Source organism: Sphingobacteriaceae bacterium GW460-11-11-14-LB5 (assembly GCA_002151545.1).
GTDB lineage: Bacteria > Bacteroidota > Bacteroidia > Sphingobacteriales > Sphingobacteriaceae > Pedobacter.
The window spans coordinates 874,940-899,586 of the sequence record CP021237.1 but is presented as its reverse complement, the minus strand read 5'-3'; the positions used below and the strand labels follow the sequence as shown (position 1 = coordinate 899,586).

At 37.3% G+C, this 24,647-nt stretch carries 27 protein-coding genes, 1 tRNA gene and 1 pseudogene; 4 read left to right on the top strand and 25 right to left on the bottom strand.

Translation table 11 applies throughout. The features are described 5' to 3' along the window. Nucleotides 1-258 carry a hypothetical protein gene (locus CA265_03805; protein ID ARS38851.1) on the bottom strand — a complete coding sequence of 86 codons (258 nt, stop codon included), beginning with the start codon at nt 256-258 and terminating at the stop codon, nt 1-3. Between the two features lie 159 nt (nt 259-417). Here CA265_03805 and CA265_03800 point away from each other — a divergent pair, with 159 nt between their 5' ends. The 3 genes from CA265_03800 to CA265_03790 all read left to right on the top strand — a co-directional run bounded on the left by CA265_03800 (nt 418) and on the right by CA265_03790 (nt 2,315). After that, nucleotides 418-1,041, top strand: a complete 624-nt coding sequence (locus CA265_03800; GenBank protein ARS38850.1) for a TetR family transcriptional regulator — start codon at nt 418-420, stop codon at nt 1,039-1,041. Between the two features lie 387 nt (nt 1,042-1,428). Next, the gene (locus CA265_03795; protein ID ARS38849.1) at nt 1,429-1,821 is read left to right on the top strand and encodes a hypothetical protein; all 393 of its coding nucleotides are present in this window, start codon (nt 1,429-1,431) and stop codon (nt 1,819-1,821) included. After that, the gene (locus CA265_03790; GenBank protein ID ARS38848.1) at nt 1,818-2,315 is read left to right on the top strand and encodes a hypothetical protein; all 498 of its coding nucleotides are present in this window, start codon (nt 1,818-1,820) and stop codon (nt 2,313-2,315) included. The genes CA265_03795 and CA265_03790 overlap by 4 nt, the downstream gene beginning before the upstream one ends. 82 nt (nt 2,316-2,397) lie before the next feature. Here CA265_03790 and CA265_03785 read toward each other — a convergent pair whose 3' ends face one another. Continuing rightward, entirely contained in the window at nt 2,398-2,937 is a 540-nt protein-coding gene (locus tag CA265_03785; protein ID ARS42876.1) for a hypothetical protein, read from the bottom strand. Between the two features lie 179 nt (nt 2,938-3,116). Between CA265_03785 and CA265_03780 the strand changes: the two genes are divergently transcribed. Then, nucleotides 3,117-4,007 (top strand): transcriptional regulator, encoded by an 891-nt coding sequence (locus tag CA265_03780; protein ARS38847.1) that lies wholly within the window; start codon nt 3,117-3,119, stop codon nt 4,005-4,007. Between the two features lie 66 nt (nt 4,008-4,073). Here CA265_03780 and CA265_03775 read toward each other — a convergent pair. The 23 genes and pseudogenes from CA265_03775 to CA265_03665 form a co-directional block, all read right to left on the bottom strand. Further along, nucleotides 4,074-4,156 (bottom strand) — tRNA-Leu (locus CA265_03775). A gap of 99 nt (nt 4,157-4,255) precedes the next feature. Continuing rightward, entirely contained in the window at nt 4,256-5,425 is a 1,170-nt protein-coding gene (locus CA265_03770) for a hypothetical protein (GenBank protein ID ARS38846.1), read from the bottom strand. Between the two features lie 48 nt (nt 5,426-5,473). Further along, nucleotides 5,474-5,770, bottom strand: a complete 297-nt coding sequence (locus tag CA265_03765; protein ID ARS38845.1) for a hypothetical protein — start codon at nt 5,768-5,770, stop codon at nt 5,474-5,476. A 188-nt stretch (nt 5,771-5,958) separates the two neighbouring features. Next, a complete protein-coding gene (locus tag CA265_03760; protein ID ARS38844.1) occupies nt 5,959-6,495 on the bottom strand; it encodes a Fe-S protein assembly co-chaperone HscB in 537 nt (178 codons plus the stop codon). Between the two features lie 82 nt (nt 6,496-6,577). Beyond that, nucleotides 6,578-7,966 carry an RIP metalloprotease RseP gene (locus CA265_03755; protein ARS38843.1) on the bottom strand — a complete coding sequence of 463 codons (1,389 nt, stop codon included), beginning with the start codon at nt 7,964-7,966 and terminating at the stop codon, nt 6,578-6,580. Between the two features lie 29 nt (nt 7,967-7,995). Then, nucleotides 7,996-9,168 (bottom strand): 1-deoxy-D-xylulose-5-phosphate reductoisomerase, encoded by a 1,173-nt coding sequence (locus tag CA265_03750; protein ID ARS42875.1) that lies wholly within the window; start codon nt 9,166-9,168, stop codon nt 7,996-7,998. A gap of 65 nt (nt 9,169-9,233) precedes the next feature. Beyond that, nucleotides 9,234-9,611, bottom strand: coding sequence for a hypothetical protein (locus CA265_03745; protein ID ARS38842.1), 378 nt, complete (start codon nt 9,609-9,611; stop codon nt 9,234-9,236). A gap of 113 nt (nt 9,612-9,724) precedes the next feature. Beyond that, nucleotides 9,725-11,272 carry a hypothetical protein gene (locus CA265_03740; protein ARS38841.1) on the bottom strand — a complete coding sequence of 516 codons (1,548 nt, stop codon included), beginning with the start codon at nt 11,270-11,272 and terminating at the stop codon, nt 9,725-9,727. A gap of 42 nt (nt 11,273-11,314) precedes the next feature. Then, the gene (locus tag CA265_03735; GenBank protein ARS38840.1) at nt 11,315-12,103 is read right to left on the bottom strand and encodes a hypothetical protein; all 789 of its coding nucleotides are present in this window, start codon (nt 12,101-12,103) and stop codon (nt 11,315-11,317) included. Continuing rightward, nucleotides 12,100-13,068: a glycosyltransferase gene (locus tag CA265_03730; protein ARS38839.1), complete on the bottom strand. Its 969-nt coding sequence runs from the start codon at nt 13,066-13,068 to the stop codon at nt 12,100-12,102. Before CA265_03730 ends, CA265_03735 begins: the two co-directional genes overlap by 4 nt. A gap of 78 nt (nt 13,069-13,146) precedes the next feature. Further along, the gene (locus CA265_03725; protein ID ARS38838.1) at nt 13,147-14,094 is read right to left on the bottom strand and encodes a glycosyltransferase; all 948 of its coding nucleotides are present in this window, start codon (nt 14,092-14,094) and stop codon (nt 13,147-13,149) included. A gap of 170 nt (nt 14,095-14,264) precedes the next feature. Further along, nucleotides 14,265-14,834, bottom strand: coding sequence for a DUF4199 domain-containing protein (locus tag CA265_03720; protein ID ARS38837.1), 570 nt, complete (start codon nt 14,832-14,834; stop codon nt 14,265-14,267). A 16-nt stretch (nt 14,835-14,850) separates the two neighbouring features. Beyond that, entirely contained in the window at nt 14,851-15,519 is a 669-nt protein-coding gene (locus CA265_03715; GenBank protein ID ARS38836.1) for a hypothetical protein, read from the bottom strand. Nucleotides 15,520-15,609: 90 nt separating this feature from the next. Further along, nucleotides 15,610-16,866: a dihydroorotase gene (locus tag CA265_03710; protein ARS38835.1), complete on the bottom strand. Its 1,257-nt coding sequence runs from the start codon at nt 16,864-16,866 to the stop codon at nt 15,610-15,612. After that, nucleotides 16,863-18,902: a hypothetical protein gene (locus tag CA265_03705; protein ID ARS38834.1), complete on the bottom strand. Its 2,040-nt coding sequence runs from the start codon at nt 18,900-18,902 to the stop codon at nt 16,863-16,865. The genes CA265_03710 and CA265_03705 overlap by 4 nt, the downstream gene beginning before the upstream one ends. Before the next feature lie 207 nt (nt 18,903-19,109). Next, entirely contained in the window at nt 19,110-19,640 is a 531-nt protein-coding gene (locus CA265_03700) for a hypothetical protein (GenBank protein ARS38833.1), read from the bottom strand. Between the two features lie 40 nt (nt 19,641-19,680). Continuing rightward, entirely contained in the window at nt 19,681-20,085 is a 405-nt protein-coding gene (locus CA265_03695) for a hypothetical protein (protein ID ARS38832.1), read from the bottom strand. Nucleotides 20,086-20,143: 58 nt separating this feature from the next. Then, the gene (locus tag CA265_03690) at nt 20,144-21,601 is read right to left on the bottom strand and encodes a nicotinate phosphoribosyltransferase (protein ARS38831.1); all 1,458 of its coding nucleotides are present in this window, start codon (nt 21,599-21,601) and stop codon (nt 20,144-20,146) included. Nucleotides 21,602-21,625: 24 nt separating this feature from the next. Continuing rightward, entirely contained in the window at nt 21,626-22,357 is a 732-nt protein-coding gene (locus CA265_03685; protein ID ARS38830.1) for a serine/threonine protein phosphatase, read from the bottom strand. Nucleotides 22,358-22,359: 2 nt separating this feature from the next. Further along, a complete protein-coding gene (locus tag CA265_03680; protein ARS38829.1) occupies nt 22,360-22,902 on the bottom strand; it encodes an RNA 2'-phosphotransferase in 543 nt (180 codons plus the stop codon). After that, nucleotides 22,892-23,545 (bottom strand): hypothetical protein, encoded by a 654-nt coding sequence (locus CA265_03675; protein ARS38828.1) that lies wholly within the window; start codon nt 23,543-23,545, stop codon nt 22,892-22,894. Before CA265_03675 ends, CA265_03680 begins: the two co-directional genes overlap by 11 nt. Before the next feature lie 25 nt (nt 23,546-23,570). Beyond that, nucleotides 23,571-24,092 (bottom strand): O-acetyl-ADP-ribose deacetylase, encoded by a 522-nt coding sequence (locus CA265_03670; GenBank protein ARS38827.1) that lies wholly within the window; start codon nt 24,090-24,092, stop codon nt 23,571-23,573. A 16-nt stretch (nt 24,093-24,108) separates the two neighbouring features. Then, nucleotides 24,109-24,621: pseudogene (locus CA265_03665) on the bottom strand (hypothetical protein). Nucleotides 24,622-24,647 lie beyond the last annotated feature (26 nt).

The following is a 24,647-nucleotide window of genomic DNA, read 5'->3' as shown; positions in this document are numbered from 1 at the left end:
CTATTTTTTAGCGTCCCTGTTTTTAATTTCAGTATTAATCTGCCCCAGGCTAATAAAAGCCGGTAAAAAGGTTAGCGAACAACAAATAGGAACTATAATAAGCACTTTGGGCATTTTGGATGAGAAGGCAAGATAAAGTATGATCACACTGGCAGCAAGCAGCACCAGGCCTAGTCCAATCATCACGCCTTGCAAACTTTGCTTCTTTTTATATAATTCTTGTACAGATAATTCGGTAATCGGAATGGCCTTTTTCATATCGTTTGTGGTGATTTAACGTCGTTTGGTTATCGCAAAGAGCTATACAATTATTCCGCATGCCTCTTTTGCCGAACAAATATACAATATATCACCAATTGGTGACAAAAATATTTAAAATTGATTGTGTAATTTTCCAGCACGCTTATTTTTCATCATATGGAACAACAAACAGGGGTTAAATCCTTAAGAAACAAGGAAAAAAGTAAACAGAAATTTTTAGATGCGGTGGAGAAAATACTCCATACCAAAGGTTTCTCAGGTCTCAAGGTTAACGATATCGCACGCACTGCAGGCCTGGACAAAAAACTGATCTATAACTATTTTGGGGGAAAGGATGAACTCATTGATGAATATATCCGCTCGCAGGATTTCTGGAGCAATGTAAAAGATGAATCGGGAGGTACTATGTTGAATGATGGCGGAAAAGCATTTTCTAAAGCCATGTTGCGCTCCCAATTCGATTATGTTTTCAAAAATAAGGAGCTGCAGAAAATCCTGCTCTGGGGATTAATAGAGAACAGGAAATCGTTAAAAAAACTCGCAAATGACCGCGAAGAAAATGGTGCCCTCTTGTTTGAAAGCATTACCGATCCACATTTTAAGGAAAATGCGAAAAGATACCGGGCCATTATTGCGCTCCTGATATCGGGAATTTACTATTTAGACATTTACGCCACTACAAATGACTGCACTTTCTGCGGATTGGACGTAAAAAGTAAGGAAGGAAGATCGGAAATTGAAGATGCTATTTCGTTTTTGATTGATAAAACTTACGAGTAAAAATCTGGTTAACAAGGTGAATGTTTCGAAAAACTTTCTACCCTGTAGGTAATCATAATTGGAACTTTCAATATTTAAAAGATTTTTTTCCTTATGAAGCTCCATAGTGAGAGATCTTCGTACTGACAGTTTAATGGATAGTAGTTTTTTACCTATTTGTCTTTACAAAGCTATGAATATTGTGACGGCTTTCAATATATCGTCTGTTACTGAGATGCCAAACTATAGACACCTGAATTAATCACTTTAAATCGTTATCACTATACAAAAAAGACAAAAGACCTGACAGCACCTAGAGAAGTTATTATAGATCTAATATTGATATGGCATAGTTTTAGTGTATCTTTAAAAGATTCTTTATAATTTTAATAAAATTATAAAACGCTTTTGGACGAATTTAAAGAACTTACAATAGAATACTTAAGGGATTTCCTGAACAATAACGAACATAAATATCAAACGGCGCAACAACGACTGTGTTTTGCGATAATAAAGCGTATGTACAGGCGTGTATGTCAAGGATATAGATTTGGGCAAATTCGAATTTGTAGATATAAAAACATGGTAGTGGATGGAAATCATACCTATATTTCTTATTCCCTAGCTGGTATCTTGAATGATGAATCTGACTATACAAGTTCTCATTGTGACATGAAAAGGCATTATGGTACTGTTGAGATAGATGAAATACATGACTGGGATGATTTTACCGAACATGGCAGGAAATGTAAAAGTGATGAGCACTTAAATGAATTAACTAGAGTTATTAAAGTCATATGAAATTTTTCTTAGACATTGATGGTGTAATGGTTCACGCTAATCCACATCGTCCTGTAGAATTAGAGGATGATGGATTTTATAAATTCAATGCGCTCGCTGTAACCATTTTAAAATGTGTTCTTTATAAGACAAAGGATGAGGTAATTCTGTCTACATCACATAGGTTCAAATTTTCAACCCTAAGATGGAAAGAGATATTTGAATCTAGGGGCATAGAGATGAACCATATATCCATTATTCAGACCAGTTATTCTACTTCCACAAGAATCAATCGTAAAATGGAGATTGAACAATGGATTATGAAAAATAATATAAGGTATCAAGATTTGGTTATTATAGATGATGACAAATCACTAAATGACCTACCGAAGTCACTAAAAGACAGACTTGTACTAACTAATCCATATACTGGGCTTAGTGATATTAACGATTTGACATCTATTTTGAAGCGCAGGCTGAAGCAGCGCTTTGAAACACTAGAAAAAGCCAAGTAATCACTTGGCTTTTTTCATTTAAACAAATTAGTAGTAAGATCCATTTATGGGAGTAAATACTCTCTAACGTTATTTAATTTATTTAGCAACCGCCTTTGCGGGGGATACGTTTAAAAATCACTTTGCTATCTCGTTCTGCATATTCGCAGGATACTATCGGATAGGAATACTTAGGTGCGTACGATACGACATGGCTTCTTATTATTATTTTGTCGTTAACTTTCAGGCTATGCAATTGCTCCAGCTGAGATTTTTCCGGCTCAAATTTTACAATATAATCGTCACCATTAATCCTGGCCATAACACCGAAACCTAATCTTGATCCTGGCGGAAGAGAAAGCGAGGTTACCACAGCCTCCATATTGCTAAAAGCGCTGAGATGTTCCCTTATTTTAGCAGCACCGTTAAGCACTTTTTGCCCTCCGGGAGACGCTTCCCATGATTTGAACTTTATACCATCAGGACTAGCCTCCCACTTTTTCTTTTCGGCATTCCTTTCAGCAGCAGAAAGCGGCTTTGGCGATGGTTTATTAGTCGTTTCATTCTTGATTTCACGATTCGCAAATACTAGTCCGCTCACCACAACCAATGGTAATATCAGCGCATAAATTACTTTTTTCATCATTTTTATGGGTTTATTAAATTATATAAATTTTCTTGATCAGTCAGATCGGATAAGCCATCATTTATTTTTCATATGCGATCAAACTTGATTCAGTAAAATTACTTTGATATTTTTCGGCCTGCGTAACTTTTATTGTAAATAAAAATGTAAACTTTGTAAAATAAAATATTGACACTATGCATCTTAGTCGAAATCTACTATCCGGTAATAGCAAGTATCTATTTGGATTCATGCTTTTATGTATTGCTGTAATTTGCGCAGCCTTCAGTATAACCGGCAGTGACGATTTTGATATGGCCAGGAGAGAAGTTTTACTTCGCAGAATAGGACATGAACTCCTCTTACAGTCGGGCGACAGTACATCAAGGGTGCTGCCGGTAAAAAAGATCGCGGCAAATGAATACCAGGTTGGGTTTGAACATGCGCTAACTTTTCAACCAGGTGCGCTGGTGAATATTACCAGTCGCGTGCTGGCCAAAGACCCAATGGCAGATGATTATGTTGTTAAAGTGCTGAATTGTGGCAATTCCAGTGTAGCTTACAGCTATGCGATATCCCAAAATAAAAAAGATGATATTGTAACATGCCTGGGAAGAAAGCAACCCAAAGCATGTTACATGATCAATATTAAATTCAAACCTACCGGCATAATCACCGCAAAGAATGGGTATTTGCTGGGCAGTCTGCCATTTTTAGCATTTATTGGTTTTATTTTTTTGAGATCTGTTAAGCCGCGAAGAACTATATCGGATGATGATCAGCATTCAGATATAATTACCTTGGGTTCAGTTTTGTTTGATGCGAAAAACCGTAAGCTTATCTTAAATGGAAAACCAACAGACTTAACCGGAACTGAAACCCGTTTAATGCTCATTTTTGCACTGTCGCCTAACGAAACCATCGCTCGAAACCGACTACAAAAAGAGATATGGGAAGATGAAGGGGTGATCGTGGGACGTAGTCTGGATATGTTCATATCAAAACTTAGAAAAAAACTGGAGCCCGATCCCAATATCAACATTGTTGTGATACGGGGCAAAGGATACAGGCTTGAAATTGGCGTTTAGGATTAATCTTCCTGCTGAGAACTTGTTCTAAAAAACAAAACCCTCTCTACGCAATGTAAAGAGGGTTTGTACCCAGCGCCGGAGTCGAACCGGCACGGTTTCCCACAGGTGTTTGAGACCAGCGCGTCTACCAATTCCGCCAGCTGGGCATTTGCTTATTCAGCGGGATGCAAATGTATAAATTAAGCAATTCATTCGCAAATTTTATTTGCTTCTTTTTATTTTTAATCTGATTTAAGAGGATACCTTCAGTTTAACAGATTATCTAATAACAACTGATTCAATTGTTTAACTTCTTTTTTAGTCATTTCCATATTCATTGGCAGATAAACTAAATTTTGAAGTGTTAGCTCATTTGAGGTTTTTGACAACAAACTGGTGAAACCGATCTTAACTAAACTGGAGGCTTTTGACGTGGCATCGAATCCTTTTGCCCTTAATTTATCGATTAACAGTGATGGATTAGCCACCACGATCGGGATTACCCAATGTGTATGCCTTAGGTTTCCACCTCCAATAATATTTCGCGAATCTACATCCTGCAATAATTGATTTGCCAGGATCTTTCTTTTATGAATATGAGCTTGATTAAAATTACTCAATTTATGCTGCAACATCCGCAAATTAGCATAACATGGTCTGTATTTAATTTTCTTCATTACATCCGCACCTGGAAAACCTCTTGTAAAACCCGTAATAAAAGCATCAAAGTCTTTACCAAATTGCCTGCAAAGCCAATAAGCCAGGGTAAATAGCCATCTTGCGGTTAGGATGTTAATCAGGGTAGCAATGATTATTTTTTTGAAGTATCGATTACCTTTTTGTACCGGCAGCCTGTTGTTTAATGTTTTTACCGCAGCAAATAGTTCTTCATTTCGAATACAAAGTATCGCGCCGCTTAAAGCGGTATTCGTCTTAATTAGTCCGAAACTGAACAATACTACATCTGATTTCACATTACCCTCATAAACTCCGTCATAAGCTTGTGCACAATCCTCTACTACGATCAGGTTATGCAGTTTGGCTACGTGAAGCAGTGCTTCAGTATCCATTATGGCACCAAATAAATGGGTAATTAGCAGCAGTTTCGTTTTGGGCGTAACAGCAGCCGCTATCTGCTCAGTGGATAGGCCAAGCGTGTTTTTATCTATAGCTAGAGGTACCACTTTTAGCTGATGGGCAGCGATAATGGCAAACATATCCGGGATGTTAATATCTGCAACCAGTATTTCGTCACCAGGCTCAAGATTTAGTGAGTCTAATACGAGATGTAAGCCTGTACGAACAGAGAGACAAGGCAACTGCCCTTCAGAGAAAAAGAGCTGTTCTTTTTTAAAACCGCAAGCACTGCCTATACAGTATAATGCACCCTTAAAAAGTTCGGTAAAACGAATATCTAACCTACCCCTGGCGATCATTTGTCAAACACATATAACCCTAAGGTAAGTAATTTGTGTAATGGACAATTAGTTTAGTGCTTTTTCGTCTTTTAGCTTTCGGTCGACGATAAAAGGTGCGAAAGGAAGTAAAGAAGCCAGGAAAATTAAAACAGCTTTGCCAAACTTCCATTTTTGCTCTTGCCAGGCCAAAATTAAGGTAGCGGCATACAATACAAATAACAAACCGTGTGCCCATCCGGTATACTTTACATACAAAGGAAGATCTGCGAAGTATTTTAAAGGCATGGCTACAAATAATAAAAGCAGGTAGGATATTCCTTCTGCTACGGCTACTTTACGGAAAATAGAAAGGGAGCTATTCATTGATCTGATTGTTTGCTCCGAAAGTAGAACAAAGCTTTTACCTGTCAAAAACTAAAAAATGATTTTACAATCCGCTGTTGTTATTTGCCACGGAAACACTGAACAAAGAGATAGCGATTACAAGCTCAGGCACCTAGCGTTTTGCATCATTATCTTCGGACCTCCGACTCCCGTCTTCGGACTTAATTCTATTTCACCAATCGTTCTCTAATCCGATCGATATACTTTTGTCGGTAAAAATTATCTTTTATAGCAGGCAACAGTGCATCTGATTCTTGAGGGTTGCTGTCGAACTGACTCATCAGATCCTTTAGTTCATCGGCTAAATCCTTTTCTATCACTTCAACATCGCGTTTGACCTGTGCGCTCTTTTCGGCATCTGGCTCAAATTCCAAATCCATTAAAGCCTCGTTAATATCCATCATTTCCATCAGAAAAGATTGTGGCAATTGATAAGCTTCATCAGCTTCTACAATCCCTTTTAATTCCAGTACGTATTTTAAGCGTTTCTTAGCATTGCTTAGTGTTTGATAGGCCTTGTTGTTCAGCGTTGACAGATTAAGCACTTCCTGCTGCTTCTCTTCGCTTTCATTGGCATAAAAATCGGGGTGAAACTGTTTGCTTAAAGCATAAAACTTTGCTTTTACCGCATTCTGATCTGGATTAAACAGAATCGGTAACTCGTAAAAATCGAAATAATTAGTATCTGATGCTACAACACTCATGATGTATTAAATTAAAAAGCCGCAGATGTACAGATCCGAATGGTCAAATCTGCGCATCTGCGGCAATGATATAAATTTGGTTTTACTTACCGAAGGATTTTAGAATATCATTACCAAAAGCAAACACCATCAAACAGATTAAGATTACAAAACCTACAATCTGTGCTTTTTCCAGCACTTTTTCGCTTACCGGCTTACGTTGTACCATTTCGATCAAAAGAAACACGACGTGACCTCCATCTAAGCCTGGAATAGGCAATAAATTCATGAAGGCCAGGGCCATCGAAATCAAACCTGTTAAAGTCCAGAATTTAACCCAGTCGAAAGTACTGCCATAAACCTTTGCAATCCCAATCGGGCTGCTGATATTACGTGCACTTAACTTTCCGGTTATCATTTTACCAATACCTTTTGCATTATCTACAAAAGTGCTCCATGCCATGCTGGCGCCAACTGGTAACGACTCTATGAAGCCAAAATCTACATGTGCAGTTTCTGGCATCTTCAGGTTAGGGATAATACCAATTGTCCCCTCTTTACTTACTTTAAGGTCGAATGTTACCTCCTTACCTTTGCGCAATGCTTTAACGGTAATAGGTTTTAACTTATTTGTAGAAACCTCTTCTTTAAACTGATCGAAGAAAGTAATCTGCTTACCATTAACGGCTAAAATACTATCGCCGGGTTTAATACCTGCGGCATAAGCCGGATATACCGGTTTCTCGAACTTTCTGCCAAACAGTTTATCAAAAAATGATGGTTTATCAGCCTTTTCATCAGGTGCACTGACCTTATCAACACGCTCCATGATATATCGCGGCGTGATGAAATTCTCTTTATCGTTCTTCGATATTTTATTTAAAATGGTATCGGGAACAGAGATGTAAAGGGTTTTATTCTCTCTTAAGATGGTTAATTGTGCACCATCAAACAATACTTTGCTCGATATCGCATCTTCAAAACGGATTAATTTATTGCCATTGATAGCCAAAATTTTATCTCCATTTTTTAAACCGATTTCTTTACCAATTGCACCTACAGAAATACCATTGTTTAGCTTGCCATTAACGGTATAATTTTGTCCGATGTTGAAGGTTAACATCCAGAAGATAAAAATACCTACAATCACATTAACAATAATACCACCTAACATCACGATTAAACGTTGCCAGGCTGGTTTAGAACGGAATTCCCAGGGTTGAGCAGGTTGAGCCATTTGCTCTGTGTCCATACTCTCATCAATCATTCCGGCTATTTTCACATAACCACCAAGTGGTAACCATCCCACTCCATATTCAACATCACCTTTTTTGAAACTAAAAAGCTTGAAACCCCATGCATCAAAAAATAAATAAAACTTTTCTACTTTAATACCAAATGCTCTGGCTGCCAGGAAATGCCCTAATTCGTGTAATATTACCAATAAAGACAATCCGAGCAGCAGCTGCCCCGCCATAATCAATCCATTCATATTTTCTTATAAAATTTTTATGTTAGATGTTAAACTATACTTTTTGTTACTAATTCGCCGGCTAAGATACGGCTATGTTTGTCAGTTTCTAAATAATCACTCAATTGAGGTTTTTCAATAAAACTGATTTCTTCCATACACTGTTCTATAACCTCACTCATCTGCAGAAAACCAATTTTATCCTTCAAAAATGCATCTACAACAATTTCATTCGCCGCATTTAAAATACATGGCATATTCCCCCCTTTTCGCAAAGAAGTGAATGCCAGATTTAAATTCCTGAATGTTTCCATGTCGGCCTTTTGAAAGCTAAAGTTTGGATAATCTAAGAAGTTAAAACGCTTAAAATTGTTTTTTAGCCTATCGGGATAATTTAAAGCATACTGAATGGGCAGTTTCATATCCGGAACGCCCATCTGCGCCTTCATGGAGCCATCGGTAAACTGAACAATTGAATGAATGATAGACTGCGGGTGAACAATCACATCAATCTGATCTACATCCAGGTTAAATAACCACTTTGCCTCAATTACTTCCAAACCTTTATTCATTAGGGATGCGGAATCGATCGTGATTTTTGCGCCCATCACCCAGTTGGGATGTTTTAAAGCCTGCTCCTTTTTTACTGTAGATAAGAAATCTTTTGTTTTGCCTAGAAATGGCCCGCCAGAAGCTGTTAAATAAATTTTCTCGATTTCATTCTGCTCCTCACCCACCAGACATTGAAATATGGCCGAATGCTCCGAATCGACTGGTAAAATTTCAACCTGATGTTCTGTTGCCAGTTGTGTAATTAGTTCACCAGCAACCACTAAGGTTTCTTTGTTGGCCAAAGCAATATTTTTTCCTGCCTTAATAGCAGCAATAGTAGGCTTTAGTCCTACCGAGCCCATTAATGCGGTCAACACGACATCGCTGTCACCATAAGCCGCAACTTCTGATAAAGCATCTTCACCCGCTAAAACTTTAATATCAAAAGCAGATAAAGCATTTTTTACTTCATTGTACTTGTTTTCATCACAGATCACAACAATAGCTGGTTTAAATTCCTTTGCCTGTTGAATCAGTAATTCCGAATTCTTTAATGCAGATAGGACAACAACTTTAAATGTTGAGGGATGATCCCTTACCACTTCCAGTGCTTGTGTACCTACACTTCCTGTAGAACCTAATATGGTTATTCTTCTTACAGATTGCTGTATTGTTATATTGCTCAATTGTTTTCTTTCTCTCGTACTAAAAATTTAATTGCTTTAGTAGCTTTTAATTAAATCTTCAATTTTTCATTTGTAAATTTTATTAGTTGATGAATTTCTTTCGGCAAAGTTTCCAAAGTTGCAAAAATCTTTGAATATGCTTCTTCATTCACCAACTTTCTAACTCTTGCTTTTTCGTTCCAGTCTAGGCATTCCTTAACCGAACCAAAGCTATAATAATAAAACTTGACCTTATCTTTTTTATGATATCGGCCAAAACCTTCAGCAATATTAGCTGAAATCGAATCAAGAGCATCAACAAACTGCTGCCCGACGGTATATTTTGCAAAGCTTTCCCAACCAGATACCAAATCCCATACAAAATTGCTCAGATGAAAGGATTTTGTATAAGCCGTTATCTGATTTAATTGTAAATAATTCCTTTCCATTTATTGACGAATTTTATTACTAACAATTTAGCAATTTTCATGTAGCTCACGCTAAACAATTCAACAATATTCTATCTGCCATGCTTAAAACTCATTGCTTAGTAATGCAGCAATTAAACAATATACCTTTCCAAAGCGTCAGCCAGCTTCCTATCATTGCTCAAACGCGGTACTTTATTCTGTCCGCCTAACTTTCCTTCACTTTTCATGTAGTTTACAAAAGCCTCTTTTTGCAAAGTACGTATAATCAACGGCTGGAGGATGTTTCCTTCAATCAGGTCAAAGTAATAAATATTTTTCTTTTGCAAAGCCTCATCTACCTTTTTGCTAAAAGCAGCCATATCTTTTGGGGCAGATGAAAATTCGACAAACCATTCGTGATAAGGCAATTGTCCGGCATCTGGGTTAACCTGAGGCGCAACGGTAAATTCGGTAATTTCGACCTGTTCTTCGTTGGCTACACTCAAAATCGCCTGCTCTACCTCTTCTCCTATTACGTGTTCGCCAAAAGCAGAAATAAAATGTTTTATCCGTCCGGTGACTACGATTTTGTAAGGATTTTTTGAAACAAATTTCACGGTATCGCCAATACTATAACCCCACAAACCTGCATTGGTATTTAAAATCAGGGCATAATTCGTATCTAGTTCTACCTCCCCCAGCGATAATCTGGTTGGCTTATCATTGTAGTATTCATCTGCCGGAACAAATTCGTAAAAAATCCCTGCATCAGCCAATAACAATAGTCCTTTATCTTGCTGCGAATCCTGATAGGCGATAAAGCCTTCTGAAGCCGGGTAAGTTTCGATAGCATCGATCTTTTTACCGATACTCTGTTCAATTTTTGCCCGGTAAGGTTCAAAATTTACACCACCATAAATAAACAGGCTAAAATTTCTGAATATTTCAGCGATTTTCTTTCCGCCCGATTTCTCCGAAAGTTTATCGAAATACATTTGTACCCAGGGCGGGATGCCCGAAATCAAAGTCATGTTTTCATTGATGGTTTCCTCAACAATGGCATCAACTTTTTGTTCCCAATCTTCGATAATGTTGGTTTCGTAAGAAGGTAATCGGTTCTTTTGCAGATAGGCTGGCACATGGTGTGCTACTATGCCTGATAAACGCCCTACATTGATTCCATGTTTTACACTTAAAACCGGACTCCCTTGCAGAAAAATCATCTTTCCGTTTACAAAATCGGCCTTACCTGTTTCATTAATATAAGTTAAAATGGCATTCCGGGCAGCTTTTATGTGCTCGGGCATCGATTCTTTAGATAATGGAATGTATTTTACCCCCGAAGTGGTACCTGAGGTTTTGGCAAAATAAAGCGGCTTTCCTTTCCAAAGCACATCAGCTTCACCTGCTACTACACGGTCTACATAAGGTTTTAATCCTTCATAATCCTGAACCGGAACATGTTTTTTAAAATCGGCATAGGTTTTAATCTCAGCGAAATGATGGTCTTTCCCAAAAGCAGTATGCTTAGCTTCGTCAACCAGCTTCCTTAATATTTTATGCTGAGCATTAACGGCATTATTTTTCCATTTGTTAATCTGCCAAACCGCAAATGCCGCAAAGGGTTTACTTAGTGCTGCTTTAAGCCCCCAACCCCCTGAAGGAGACTTTCCCTTTCTACCGTTCTTTTCTTTTTCCATAAATTTAAATCTGATTTTTAACTCCCCTTCAGGGGCTGGGGGTTAAACGATATTATGTAAAATATCCGGATGCTCATCGCCTTTATATTCGCTCGAAATTTTTCGGTATGCAACCGTTAAGGCTACACTCGATAACGGAACGATGATAAATGAACTTAAAATATTTACAATAAAGGCGATTAATGGCCATTGCAGGTAGTTGAGCAATAGATAAATTAAATATCCGCCTCCTAAAACGACCAATAACAATAAAATTTTGGTGAAATTTCCTTTAGTAGTAGCCAAACTCAATTTGATCGAATCGAATGGCGTTGCACCTTTATCAATGATAAAAAACGGGAAGAATGAAATTCTTAACCAGGTGATAAAAATCGCAATAATTCCTACTGAAATGGCTACGTTTTTAACAATGGTTACATTAATTCCTGTATAAATAAAAGGAAAAGCAACCAGAATTACCACCAGGTAAACACCAAGGATACAGGCCACAAAATAAAGGGTAGCAAGCAAGAATCTAATAATCTGTTGTCTGGTTGGAAGCGTATCCACGATTTTAACGTCGTTTTCTTCATCGTCCATTAAATGGAAAATATATTTAAACAGCGAAAGGTTGATGGTAAAGTAGAGCAAAACGAAAATAATCACCATTATAACGCTTAAAGCTTTGCTTACGTCTTTAATAAAAAAGGCCATTAAGCTCGATGCACTTGCAGTGATAAACATCAAAAAACATAGCGTAGCAATCGAGAAATAGTGTTTCTTGGTAATGCTCCATGCCTTTTGAATTACATCATTAACGGCGAACGTACTTTCTTTTAGATAATTTATCATTGTTGTTTGAATACCACACGTTTAAATAAATCCTGTATAAATCCTAAACCATAAGCAGTTAACTGGATAAATGAAGATATAATGCTCAAAAATGCAACTTTTAACGATTTATTTACAGACCATGAATGAAAAAATATCAACATAAAGTAAATCAATAAGAAGAAGTTACAAACATATGCCAATGGAGGATATATAAAGTTACATAAAATAGTAAAACCAAAACCCAATGTGAACAAGGCTGGAAAAAAGTGTACGAGTTTTAATTCTTTTGGGAAATGTTTGTAAATATTGATCCTTGCTCTCCCGAAAAAATGTAATTGTTTGTAAAACTGACTGAAGCTTGTCCGGCGCTTATGGTAAACCTTTGCATCTGGGATCAAACCAATCTTGAAACCGTTCTCGTGGATGCGGATACTATATTCAATATCTTCACCCAATCTGGTTAAAATAAAGCCTCCTACCTTCTCCCAGGCCTGGCGTGAAACCCCCATGTTAAAACTACGTGGATGAAATTGTCCTACGTGTTGCTTGTTTCCACGGATACCACCAGTGGTGAAAGGCGAAGTCATGGCATAACTGATGGCTTTTTGTACAGGCGTGAAACTGTCATGTGCAGCGTCAGGACCTCCGTAAGCATCTAAATGATGCTCGTACAAATAGTTTTTAACTGTTTCGAGGTAATTTGCAGGAATTAAACAATCTGAATCGAAAATAACAAAGTAATCACCAGTAGCCCTTTCGAAACCAAAATTACGGGCAAAACCTTGTCCGGCGTTTTCCTTAAAGTAATATTTAATATCCAGTTTATCAGCATAAGAGGCAACAATAGCCTTTGCATCGTTTTTCGAACCATCTTCAATAACCAAAACCTCAAACTGTAAATAAGTTTGTTTGGTTAGGGTGTTTAATAGTTCGTCAATTTCCTGAGGACGATTGTAAAGTGGAATGATGATGGAGAAAAACATGCTTTTAAAGGTAAAAGGCAGAAGGTAAAAGGTTGAGGGTTTATGGCGTATAAAACCTTACGCCTTAAACCTTTTGCCTTATACCCTCTTCTCGATTAAATATTGATTTCTTTCTGGCGCGTTACGCGATAATAATTCGGCAATAAAACCTGCCAGGAACATCTGCGAACCTACTACAATGGCAACCAGTGATAAATAAAACAAGGGCTGATCGGTTACATCACGGTAAGCCTGGCCTTGCCATATCAAATATTTCTTTTCGAATAAAATATATAGCGCCATGATGATGCCGATAAAGAAACTTAAAACGCCTAATGAACCAAAAAAGTGCATCGGGCGCTTGCCGAATTTACCCACAAAGAAAATAGAGAGTAAATCTAAAAATCCGTTTATAAACCTGCTGAAGCCAAATTTGGTTGTGCCATATTTACGTGCACGGTGTTCTACCACCTGCTCGGCTATTTTACTAAATCCGGCCCATTTAGCAATTACCGGGATATAACGGTGCATTTCGCCATAAACTTCGATCGTTTTGATTACATCGCTACGGTAAGCTTTCAACCCGCAGTTAAAATCGTTCAGTTCTATGCCGCTCATTTTGCGCGTAGCGGCGTTGAACAATTTAGTCGGGATAGTTTTTGTGATCGGATCGTAACGTTTCTTTTTCCAACCTGAGATGATATCAAGTTTTTCTTCTTTTATCCGGCGGTACAATTCAGGAATTTCATCCGGACTATCCTGCAGGTCAGCATCCATGGTAATGACCACATCGCCCTGAGTAGCTTCGAAACCAACATTTAAGGCTGCAGATTTACCGTAGTTCCTCCTAAATTTAATGCCTTTTATTGCAGGGTTTTGAAGTCTTAAATCTTCAATCACCTCCCATGATCTATCGGTACTACCATCATCAACCAAAATAATTTCGTAACTGAAATTATTGGCAATCATCACTTTATCAATCCAGGCCGTTAATTCCGGCAAAGATTCATCTTCATTAAATAAGGGTACTACAACTGATATATCCATTTTTGAGTATTATCGTCATTGCGAGGAGGAACGACGAAGCAATCTATTATAAGATTGCTACACCCCTATGCGCTTTCCGCGCTTCGTTCGCAATGACGCATTATTAAAAACGTGCAAATTTCATCAAATTAAATGATAAAACCTGCACGTTCAAAATTTTATAAAGGAAATTAAGATTCTTTCGGGAACGAGTCGAATACAACAGGTTGTTTTTTCTTCAAGATAGCGGAAAGGATTAAAGAAAGAACGCCATATAATGCCAGTGAAACTCCAAAACTGGTGAAGATGTTTTTAAAAGTAGGCTCAAGTTTCTCCTGCATATTGCCACCTTTAGCTATTGCCTCATCAATTTGTTCACTAGCCATTCCAAATTTTTCCATCATTGCCCGCTGTGCACTTTCAATTGCAGCAGCAGCCTTTTGCGGAAGATCGGGATCAATAAATTTCATGAGTATCACATTGTAAAGTGTTGCGGTTAAGGCCAGAATAAGGGAGATGATTAAAAATGCTTTAAAAGCTTCTCCAAACGTCCAAAACCCACCTATTTCTTTGCGGATATTTATGCCCACCACTACTAATAGTGCTATGAATAAAACGAATATACCTATCTGAGCCACAAAACTTGTGTAAATCAATACCGGATCTATAAAATGCAGGGTTAACGATACAATTATCGAAACCGCAGCGAGCATTAATCCATTTTTAATAGCTAATTTGGAAATAAGAGCACTTTTGTCCATAATTTTAAATTTTAGTTTAATTATTAATTGTTGTAATTAATATATAAGTAGCAGAATCGAACGATTTGTTACTACTATACTGAATTATTTCTTTAGTTGTTTCTGCACTTCCCTCAACATCAAGGAAAAAGATCATAAAAGGTACAAATAATTCTTGCATTTCTTCACTGACATTCAACTTCGCTGCTGTTTTGCAGATTTCTTCCACGCTAGTTTCTGCCAATTGCTGGTTGCTGATCAGTTCTTCATAAATTTCGAATTCATCCTGAAACTCATCGTCTTCTACCAATAAAAACTCCTTTAGGAAATCGCCCAACTCAGGATCCAAATCTTCGTCCTTACACTCTTTAATGTAAAGCAAAAGATTTAACAATTCCGTACCTCTGTCAATGGTTTCTTCTTCAATATTCGCCCACTCATCACTTTCTAAATAGTCGTCTTCCAGTTTCTGCACATCACTGCTAAAGAAATTCACCATCAATAAATCGAAAAATACTTCGCGTAATTCTTCAAATTTCGGATGAGAATCGAAAACAGCATCAAAAGCAGTAGCCTTATCTAAAAAGTTAACATCAAGTTCAAAAGCAGCCAATAATTCTGTTTCAAAACCGTCTACATTGGTAGCCGAAACTTCAGCGTACTTATTAATGGCTGCACTTAGTGCTTTTTTTACTCTGTTATCCATAGGATCAATATTTTTAGTATTTAAGGATTATTACATCAATAGTCATGCTGTCCCGAAACTTCGGGTTCAGCATTTATAAGTTATTTTTAACTAATTCTCCCAGTACTGATTATTGTTATAAACCAATTTTACTTTTCCCGTTAGTTCTGTATTTATTAACGGACTATTTGCCGATTTTGAATGGTTATTTGCGGCATTGTATAACCATTTTTCTGTTGCGTTAAAAACAGTAAAGTTGGCTTCAGCGCCTTCTTCGACTAGCGGAACAGCTAAATTTAACAATTTACGTGGATTAATAGCCAATTTCTCCGCAATTAAAGTGATATCCAATCCGGCCTTTAATAACAATGGCAATACAGTTTGCAAAGCAATAATGCCATAGTGGGCAATTTCGAACTCTACATTTTTAAATTCGATTTCCTCCGGACGGTGCTGTGAAGTAATGGCATCGATGGTTCCATCTTTTAAACCAGCCAATAATGCCTTTACATCTGCTTTTCCACGCAGTGGTGGCTTAACCTTGTAGTTGCTATCAAAATCGTTTAAAAGTTCTTCTGTAAACACCAGGTGATGCGCTGTTACATCGCAGGAAACCTGAATGCCATCTTTCTTTGCCTTACGGATCAAAGCCACAGCCCCTGCAGTTGAAATATTACTGATGTGGATTTTGGTTTCATTATAAGAAGCCAGGAAAATATCGCGGGCGATGTGCATTTCTTCGGCCAATGCAGGTAAACCTTTCATGCCCAAGAGAACAGAGTTTTTACTTTCGTTAATCTGAGATTTGCCAGCTATCGATTTATTTTCGGGATAAACCATTAAAAGTGCATCGAAACCTTTGGCATATTGTAAAGCACGACTCATAAAACCATCATCCTGCAAAGCCCTATCCCCATCAGAGAAAGCTACTGCACCAGCCTGTTGCATATCGAAAAGTTCGGCAAGTTCTTTCGCTTCGCGGTTCTGGCTTATGGCCCCAACTGGCAACACATCAACCAAATTGTTTTTGGCCCTATTGATAATGTATTCTACTTGGGATTTTGACTGTACAACCGGACTGGTTTGCGGCAATAAAGCTAAACCTGTAAAACCACCAGCTTTTGCCGTTGCCGTTAACGTTTGAATATCTTCCTTAGTTTCGAAACCTGGATCGCCGGCTACGCAGTTTAAATCGAAAAAACCTGGCGTTAAAAAAGCACCCTGAGCATCAAAAACAGTTTCGTTTTTATCGGCAGTTAATTTACCTATGTTTTTAATTTTACCATTATCTACCCGAACATCGCATTGCTGGTTATTAAATTTACTTTGCGGATCGGCAATGGTTACATTTTTAACTAGGAGATTCATATTGTTTTTTTTGTGTTGTTAAAAAATCGGATGAGCAAAATTTCTGCTGCAATAAAAATCAGCGACAAAATTAGACAAAGTTTCCATAAAGTCTGCCCGATTTTATCGGTGCCCGCAATTAATTTAACAGCATCTTTATCGGTATCGAAAACTTTGAGGTTACTTTTGTCAGCCAACTGATCGAGTTCGGTTTTGCTTAAATAATGCATATCAGATTCTGTTCTGCCATTATTGAAACTATAAACGGCAAGCAGGGAATCTGCAAGCTTCAGGTTATAAAAGCCTGCACTTTTTATCTGATCGGCAATGTAAATCAATGTTTTTCCATCTGCCTGTCGGATTTCAGGAATGGCCTCAAAACGATCGGCTGTTATTTTTAAGCTTTGGTTTTTACCAAGTGTGATCTTTTTACTCGCTAAGGCATTATCATTGCCAAGATTGTAGTATAATGGAGTTTCATTTCCACCACTAAGTGCAATACGGTAGATTAAGGGTACAAAAACCGGATGACGGGCCAAATTCCCATCACTTGTATTTAATCCTGAAGCTGATAAATAAACCTGTCCGTTCCCGACCCCATATTTAGAGAAAAAAGGCTTCCTGCCCGGCAATAGCATAATATCCTCCCTGGCCGAGATATTTTTTTCTACAAATGAATAGTAGCGCGAAACAGCTGGTAAATCTAAATTTTTAGGTATTTCTTCAAAAACGGTCTTGAAAATGGGATTTTGCAGGTCAATCTGGTCAACCTTGCTTGCTGAGGTATTTAGTGTTTGAATGGCAGGGAGTGACAATCCACCTAAAAACGAATTGTAAGTTTGAATATCGGCATCTAAATCAGGGAAAAGCACCACCGTACCACCTGCATTCAGATAGGTTTTTAGCTGCTGCGCCAAACCTGTTGACGGATTTTTTAATCCGTTTAACACAATCAGCCCATAACTGGCAAAATTGCTATAATTTACATTACTCTCGGCATTTTCAGTAAGTTTATAATAAGGGTCGGCTGCAAACAATGCTTTAATATAATTACCGGCATTAGTGCCATTGACGCTTAAAACCGGGAAGCTTTCATCTACTTTAAAACTGAAAGAAAGTGTATCATCAAAAGTCACCGGAAAATCTTTAATGCTGATCACGCCTTTTTGCCATCCTGCGCTCAGTCCCGAAAAGTTCAAGGTATCCTTAACTGTTTTACCGCCCGGAATCGTTACTGCCCCTAATCCCTTTTGCTGATTATTGATACTCAGCTTTAAGGGAATATTTTTCGCTTCTTCTTCTGAGTAATTTTTTAACTGTACGACTAATCGTTCATTCGCACCTGGTTGATGATTCGGGGAAAGCGTCCAAACACTATCTACAGCAATATTGGGCAGCGTATTGGCATTCAGTTTCAAAAATGAATATTGAATGTCGGCTTTTGTATCGAGTTTATTGGTGGTTGAAATATTCTTTTGAAAATCGGAGATCAAAAAGCTATACTTATTTGCAGAACCGGTTAAAATATTGCCCTGTCTGTTTAGTATCTGTTGCAGGTTTCGGTTTGCTGCAGAGATTTTAACATCATCAAGCGCTTTTAAAAACGCTTCTTCATTTAACAGGCGTTGATGCTTTCCTTCAAAATTATTGGTTAATAACTGAAAACGATCGTTCATACCGAAACCTTTAACCAGTTCTTTTGCCCTGCGCTTGGCTTCATCGAGCAGGTTGCCATCTTTATTAATGGCTTCCATACTGTAAGAATTATCGATATAAATGCTTACTATATTGTTTAAAGCCGTCGTTTTTTGGTTGTGCACCGGGATGTAGGGCTGGGCAAATGCCAGCACCAAAAAGATAATCGCCAAAATCCGCGACAACAGTATGAGCAGGTTTTTAAGTTTTTCTTTAGAAGAGTTTTGTTGCTCAACTTCTTTTAAAAGCTGAACATTAGAGAAATAAACCTTTTTAAACTTCCTGAAATTGAATAAATGAATGATAACCGGGATGGCAACCGATATTAGTGCGAAAAGAAAGCCCGGATAAAGGAAATTCATTAAAAACCAAAGATAGAAAAATTATGGAATTGGGTATAACATTCCTTATTTATTATTATCAATGTTACTTTTTAATAACAGGTTTTATATTATTCCAAAACTTAAATAATGATTCATTATCAATCAACATTTGATACAATCTTTGATCTGGTGTTTTTGATAACCATAATTTAAGCTGTAATTCTTTAATTTCTTCTGAAGTATCTTTCATTTCTTTAACAGATTAAATGTTGCAAGCTTAAGTACTTTTACCCATTTGTTGATGTACTCCCAATCCAATGTATTTAATTCAGCTAGATTTTTTATATCTTGAATTTGAATTGCAGATTGCAAAACTTGAATCCAAATCAATTTTGATATTAATAAATCTTCAACTGTAACCAAATATACTGATTTTCCAAAGTATTCCATTTCGACTCTTCTATTAAATTCTTCTTGTCGAAAATCTTCATTCTTTAAGATTACAAAATCAGCTTTATACCCTGATGTATGATCTATTATATTAAACAAACTTTGCTGCCTTACAGCATCCTTTACTGAATTAATATTACAGTAATAACCATCCTTAAAGTTAGCAACAAAACCATCTATATCTTTAGGTTGCAGGTGAACAACAAAATCAAAATCACGGGTAGCTCTTGGAACTATATACACACCCATCGCAATACTCCCCGAAAGCATGTAGGGAATATTATTTTCATGGAGTACGTCTACTATTTTATTAAAAAAAGAAAGCATGGAAATTTTTTTAATAATAATTTATCTAACAATTCGATTTTCAATATGCAAATCCAGGAAATTCGATATTTACAATTTTCCAGCTATTGTTATGCAACGCAAAATACAGTTTAAAGGGTCCACTAACGATTTTCGATTGTTTTCGAATCACATCTCTGTAACCCGCAACGCCTTCAACAAAGCCCATGCCCTTACCATCGTTCAGCAGTTCAAAATTAACATCAATAATATCGTACCGGCCACCAACATATTCATCAGATTGACCAAAAATACCTTTCAATCTCCCGATAATTACATCTTTACCGATTATTTTATTACCTGGAAGGATAAAAAAATCATTCAATTCGTCGGTAATAGCCTTAGATTGCTTAAACCATGCGTTTATAAACCTAATGGCACTATTTACGATATCAGCCTGATGGTTAAATGTGGGGTTGCTCTGCATTGTATCTTTAAAAATTAACCGACTAGCTTTTGACTAGTCGATTAAAAACTTGGCGAAGTTAATTATTCTTTAGCCTTTCTCTAATTTCTGCGAGAGAATAATCGGACAATAACTTTCCATCTCTAAAAATTTCTTTCAATTCGCCTTGTGCTTCCTCCTCCCAGGTGCATTGGTCTTTCAGCTCATATTCACCTTTGTCGTTTTTAAAAATCTGCAATAATCCCTTCGCCGATTTCTTGGTTCCGTCGTCGGTAATCGGATCTTTAAATATTTCACGTCCAATACCATCTACCTCACCATATGTAGCTTTCATGGCAAAACCAAAAGTATCGCGTGTATTGTACTGATACGTAAATGAACCAATACCAAAAACTACGTTGGTAGAGGCAAAACCTTTCGATTTTAAGCGTTCGCAAATCTGAGTAGCTCTTTCTGTGGTGATACTATCGCCATAAATGGCACCAATTTGTGGGACAAGCTCCTTAAAGCCTTTATCATTAACTTTCCCTCCAAATACACCCCAAAGCAACTCGATTACACCTTTTTTCTCGTTTTCGTTTTTACCGTTGGGGTTTCCGCAGATGATATCAACCGGATCACCCGAGTCTGGCCTGATTACTACTTTACCTGAACGAGCGGTAATATCATGTTTTAAAACTGGAAGATATTCGGTCAGTACTTTCCATAAATCCCAGGTATCGGAAACGATGGATACAATTCCTTTTGGGTAAACTTCTAAAATCAAGCGTTTAAAGGTTTCAAGTTCCCCGGTGTTGGTTCCCATGCACATCACAGAATGTTCCGTAGCGGCTACGGAGCCACCGATGAGCTCTTTATCCGAATCTGCATGATAATATTCTTCTAAAAAGTCAATAGCCGGAATGGTATCCGTCCCGGTGAAGCTCAGTAAATGGCCAGCTGCTGAAGTTACTGCAGCTTCTATCCCACCCATGCCACGCATAGAGAAATCGTGTCCCTGCCAATCTACAAATTCTGGTACGGATGAAGTTTCTGCTGCATATTTATCCAAAATGAGCCGGTATTGTTTAGCGATGGTAGCAGAATTGCATGGCAACCAAACCACAGCTGATAATAATGTTTCGAAATAGTTAGTTAACCAGAAAAATTCAGGTTTGGTATTGTACATGGTAAACATGGGTACACGCAATGGCACTTCAGCCCCCTCTGGTAGTGATTTAAAAACCATAGGAATATAGCCCAAATCGTGTAAATCGCCGATGTGCTGCGTACCTACTAAATTTTCTCCCAGGTAATTATTGATCCTACGGGCGTATTTTTTCAAAATTTCTTCTTTTGGCTGTTTAAAGAAATTTTGGTTAAAATCTTCAATAATGTACTTTTTGATAAAATATTGCAAACCAAAAAGTACCACATGGTTTACGTTTGCGAGCCTGCTTTTTCTGGGTGTCCAGTTAGAATAAACCAATGTGGTATGTTCAGGGTATTGTCTGCGGTGATCTACTTTGTATCCGTCTGTTAATAATAATGGGTTCATCATGGTATTTTATGTTATTATTAATTATTTATTTCTTCCTTTTTCGTTTGGATACAGGCTTTGTAGAGTATCGCTTTGCCAAAATTCTTTGGTTTCGATATCCAAACAAGTTAATTTTCCTGTAAATGCAGCACCGGTATCGATATTCCAAACATTACAACCCTGCATGGGTACGTTCATATTATAATAGAGCGTTGGGGTATGGCCGATGTAGATTTCATGATAGAGCAATAAACGTTTAGGATAAAGTACCGAATCTTTTTTGATCCTCTTATCCATAGTCAGGGCCATTTCCCAAAGCGTTCTATCCCACGAATAATTGGAAGAATAACGTTCTTTTTCAGGACCATGCATGGAAGAAAAACCAGCGTGAATAAAGAGGTTGTTATGCTCATCCACGTAATAATCTTTCATCCGCCTAAAAAAGTTTAAGTGTTCCTGCCTGATCGCATCAGAAGTATCTTGGTAACTCTCCATAGTTAATTTACCACCATGAACAAACCAAACCTCATCTACAATACCTTTTTCGAGCCAATCGATACACCAGGCATCATGATTACCTTTGATAAAAATGCCTTGATGGTTTTCTTCCAATTGGATCAGATAATCAATTACCTGTGCCGATTCGCTCCATCCGTCCACATAATCGCCAAGAAAAATCAGTTTGTCAGCTTTTGTTACTTCTGCACGCTCGAATAACTGGCTTAGGCCTTTCAATCCGCCGTGAATATCTCCTATTACTAATGTTCTGCCCATCTCTAAAACGCTATAAATTCAGCAGGCACAACATCTGTAAGCCAGACATTGTTATCTGATAAGTAAAATTTGTACCCGGCCTTGTGCATAGCCCCACTGTTAATGGTGAGTATAACGGGTTTTCCTCTCCTACTGCCTACTTTATTCGCCGTTTCTCTGTCAGCGCTTAAATGCACGTGCTGTCTGCCCATTTTTTGCAAGCCCTGCGCTTTAATAGCTGATAAGAATTTTTCAACTGTACCATGATATAAGGATGCTAATGGCTCTGTTTCATTCAAGTTTAATTCAACAGGAATAGAGTGTCCCTGATTTGCCCTTATTTTAGTTTTATCATCATTGAAGGCAAATCTTTTTTTGTCGTTATTTTCAACAATGTACTCAAGCAGTTCAAAATCTATTCGATTATCATAGAGGTTGAGTTTGATTATGAGCTCATTCACATCTGCCCAGCCATTTTCATCCAGTTTTAGACTTATGGTTTCTGGTGAATGCCTCAAAACGTAACTTAAAAGCTTACTAATTCCTTTTGTTATTTTATTGTCCATGAGCTATCAGATTAATTTTCAACTTTTTGTTCAATGCATCATCTTCAAAGACAAAAGGTTTTTCTATCGGGATCATTAAATTCTCCAGCTGATGATTCTGAACAAATGCATGTTGTTCCTTTACAAACATGCTAATATCTTCTATTAACAAAATATCATTTTTAGCGAAAGAATTAATGAATTTATCTCTCAATCCGATCTGAATTGCCCTTCTTTCCTGCTTTGCACCATAAGGATCGTGATCCGGATCCCATTGAAGTCGAATATTAGAGTTTTCCAGTTCATTTCTCCACTCTTCGTGAGAAATTCCCTTCGTTTGATCGTAAGAAGAGTACACCGCATTTTCTAAATAATTACGAAATGCAGAAATTTTAAGGTGTATTGCTAAAGTAACTTCTTGTCCTTCTTTTTTGCCCCAACCACTTCTGTACATCATCCATAGAAAATTAGGTTTGATCCATGTCATTCTGCTTAAACTGAATTCACCTCCAAAAAATTGATTTTTGACTGCAAATTCACCGATTTCTTTTCGGTAAGCCTGATAAACGATTATTTTTTCATCATCATACTGCGCCATAATATGGCATCCTGAAGTTGGCCATTCTAATAGCTGTTCTTTATATTTTTTTACTGTTATTTTCATTTTGTAATTCTATTAACAACTCATATCATTGTTTAATGCGATTGAGTTTCTCATCATAGAGCCTGTAATTCTCATCGTCGAAGCAAACGAAGATTACCTTTTCTATTTTTTCTTTTTCAGCAAAATTATTTACCGTGGTAATGGCAATATCTGCTGCTATATCTTTAGGGAAATGATAAATCCCTGTACTGATGTTTGGAAAAGCAATAATCTTAACATCATTTTCAACGGCTAAGGTTAAACTGTTGCGATAGCAATCTGCAAGCAAAGCATTTTTTTCTTCGCTATCACCATTCCAAACAGGCCCAACCGTATGGATCACATATTTTGCCGGTAAATTGCCTGCCGTGGTAATTACGGCATGCCCAGTTTTGCACTTTCCCTGTTTATCTCTGATGGCCACGCAAGCTTCTAAAATGGCTTTACCACCTTTTCTGTGAATGGCACCATCTACCCCACCGCCGCCAAGCAAAGAACTGTTTGCCGCATTAACGATTGCATCAGCCTTAATTTCTGTTATATCGGCTTTGATTACTTCTAAGATCATTATTTTTTATTTAAAGTTACCTATACAACTCATCCCTAACTTCCATCAATGCAAAGCCCAAAAGGTTTAATCCTTTCCAATTCTTGGGTATTTTTGCATCAGCATTGTCTTCTGCCAACCCAATTCACCAAATCGTATCAACCGGACTGGCCTCGGCTAAAATCTTATCTCCTGTATGGATTAAAAACTCTTTTAGCTCTTTATTTTGATTAAATTTATGAAAGTTGCCCTCTTTCACAATTTCATATCTGTTTTTTGACCAAATGGATTCATCATAATTTTTAACCTCACGTCCCAGTTTTTTAACTTCTTCCGGGGATTTTGAAGCTAAAATTTTATTTAATGTTTCACTGTCGTTAAATAATTCAGCTTTTTTACTCATCATCCAATGTTCAGCAGTTTTATATTTAATCTTATGTACCACAAAAGGAGAATGCCACCACTGGCTTAAGCAAGCTTTAGAAAGAACACCATCTTTTGAAACCTGATGCCCCCAAAAGAAAAAATACTCTTGTTTTTTGTGTTTGATACCAGTTTCGCTATTGTATAGCTTTG

Coding starts and splice junctions, on each gene's coding strand:
- CA265_03730 (ARS38839.1), bottom strand. CDS start 13,068: ATGTTTTTCTCCATCATCATTCCACTTTACAATCGTCCTCAGGAAATT.
- CA265_03765 (ARS38845.1), bottom strand. CDS start 5,770: ATGAATAGCTCCCTTTCTATTTTCCGTAAAGTAGCCGTAGCAGAAGGA.
- CA265_03680 (ARS38829.1), bottom strand. CDS start 22,902: ATGGACAATAAAATAACAAAAGGAATTAGTAAGCTTTTAAGTTACGTT.
- CA265_03705 (ARS38834.1), bottom strand. CDS start 18,902: ATGAATTTCCTTTATCCGGGCTTTCTTTTCGCACTAATATCGGTTGCC.
- CA265_03770 (ARS38846.1), bottom strand. CDS start 5,425: ATGATCGCCAGGGGTAGGTTAGATATTCGTTTTACCGAACTTTTTAAG.
- CA265_03700 (ARS38833.1), bottom strand. CDS start 19,640: ATGCTTTCTTTTTTTAATAAAATAGTAGACGTACTCCATGAAAATAAT.
- CA265_03740 (ARS38841.1), bottom strand. CDS start 11,272: ATGGAAAAAGAAAAGAACGGTAGAAAGGGAAAGTCTCCTTCAGGGGGT.
- CA265_03760 (ARS38844.1), bottom strand. CDS start 6,495: ATGAGTGTTGTAGCATCAGATACTAATTATTTCGATTTTTACGAGTTA.
- CA265_03755 (ARS38843.1), bottom strand. CDS start 7,966: ATGAATGGATTGATTATGGCGGGGCAGCTGCTGCTCGGATTGTCTTTA.
- CA265_03670 (ARS38827.1), bottom strand. CDS start 24,092: ATGATCTTAGAAGTAATCAAAGCCGATATAACAGAAATTAAGGCTGAT.
- CA265_03690 (ARS38831.1), bottom strand. CDS start 21,601: ATGAACCCATTATTATTAACAGACGGATACAAAGTAGATCACCGCAGA.
- CA265_03805 (ARS38851.1), bottom strand. CDS start 258: ATGAAAAAGGCCATTCCGATTACCGAATTATCTGTACAAGAATTATAT.
- CA265_03790 (ARS38848.1), top strand. CDS start 1,818: ATGAAATTTTTCTTAGACATTGATGGTGTAATGGTTCACGCTAATCCA.
- CA265_03800 (ARS38850.1), top strand. CDS start 418: ATGGAACAACAAACAGGGGTTAAATCCTTAAGAAACAAGGAAAAAAGT.
- CA265_03715 (ARS38836.1), bottom strand. CDS start 15,519: ATGGATAACAGAGTAAAAAAAGCACTAAGTGCAGCCATTAATAAGTAC.
- CA265_03720 (ARS38837.1), bottom strand. CDS start 14,834: ATGGACAAAAGTGCTCTTATTTCCAAATTAGCTATTAAAAATGGATTA.
- CA265_03710 (ARS38835.1), bottom strand. CDS start 16,866: ATGAATCTCCTAGTTAAAAATGTAACCATTGCCGATCCGCAAAGTAAA.
- CA265_03785 (ARS42876.1), bottom strand. CDS start 2,937: ATGAAAAAAGTAATTTATGCGCTGATATTACCATTGGTTGTGGTGAGC.
- CA265_03735 (ARS38840.1), bottom strand. CDS start 12,103: ATGATAAATTATCTAAAAGAAAGTACGTTCGCCGTTAATGATGTAATT.
- CA265_03685 (ARS38830.1), bottom strand. CDS start 22,357: ATGGGCAGAACATTAGTAATAGGAGATATTCACGGCGGATTGAAAGGC.
- CA265_03780 (ARS38847.1), top strand. CDS start 3,117: ATGCATCTTAGTCGAAATCTACTATCCGGTAATAGCAAGTATCTATTT.
- CA265_03695 (ARS38832.1), bottom strand. CDS start 20,085: ATGCAGAGCAACCCCACATTTAACCATCAGGCTGATATCGTAAATAGT.
- CA265_03745 (ARS38842.1), bottom strand. CDS start 9,611: ATGGAAAGGAATTATTTACAATTAAATCAGATAACGGCTTATACAAAA.
- CA265_03725 (ARS38838.1), bottom strand. CDS start 14,094: ATGGATATATCAGTTGTAGTACCCTTATTTAATGAAGATGAATCTTTG.
- CA265_03675 (ARS38828.1), bottom strand. CDS start 23,545: ATGAAAATAACAGTAAAAAAATATAAAGAACAGCTATTAGAATGGCCA.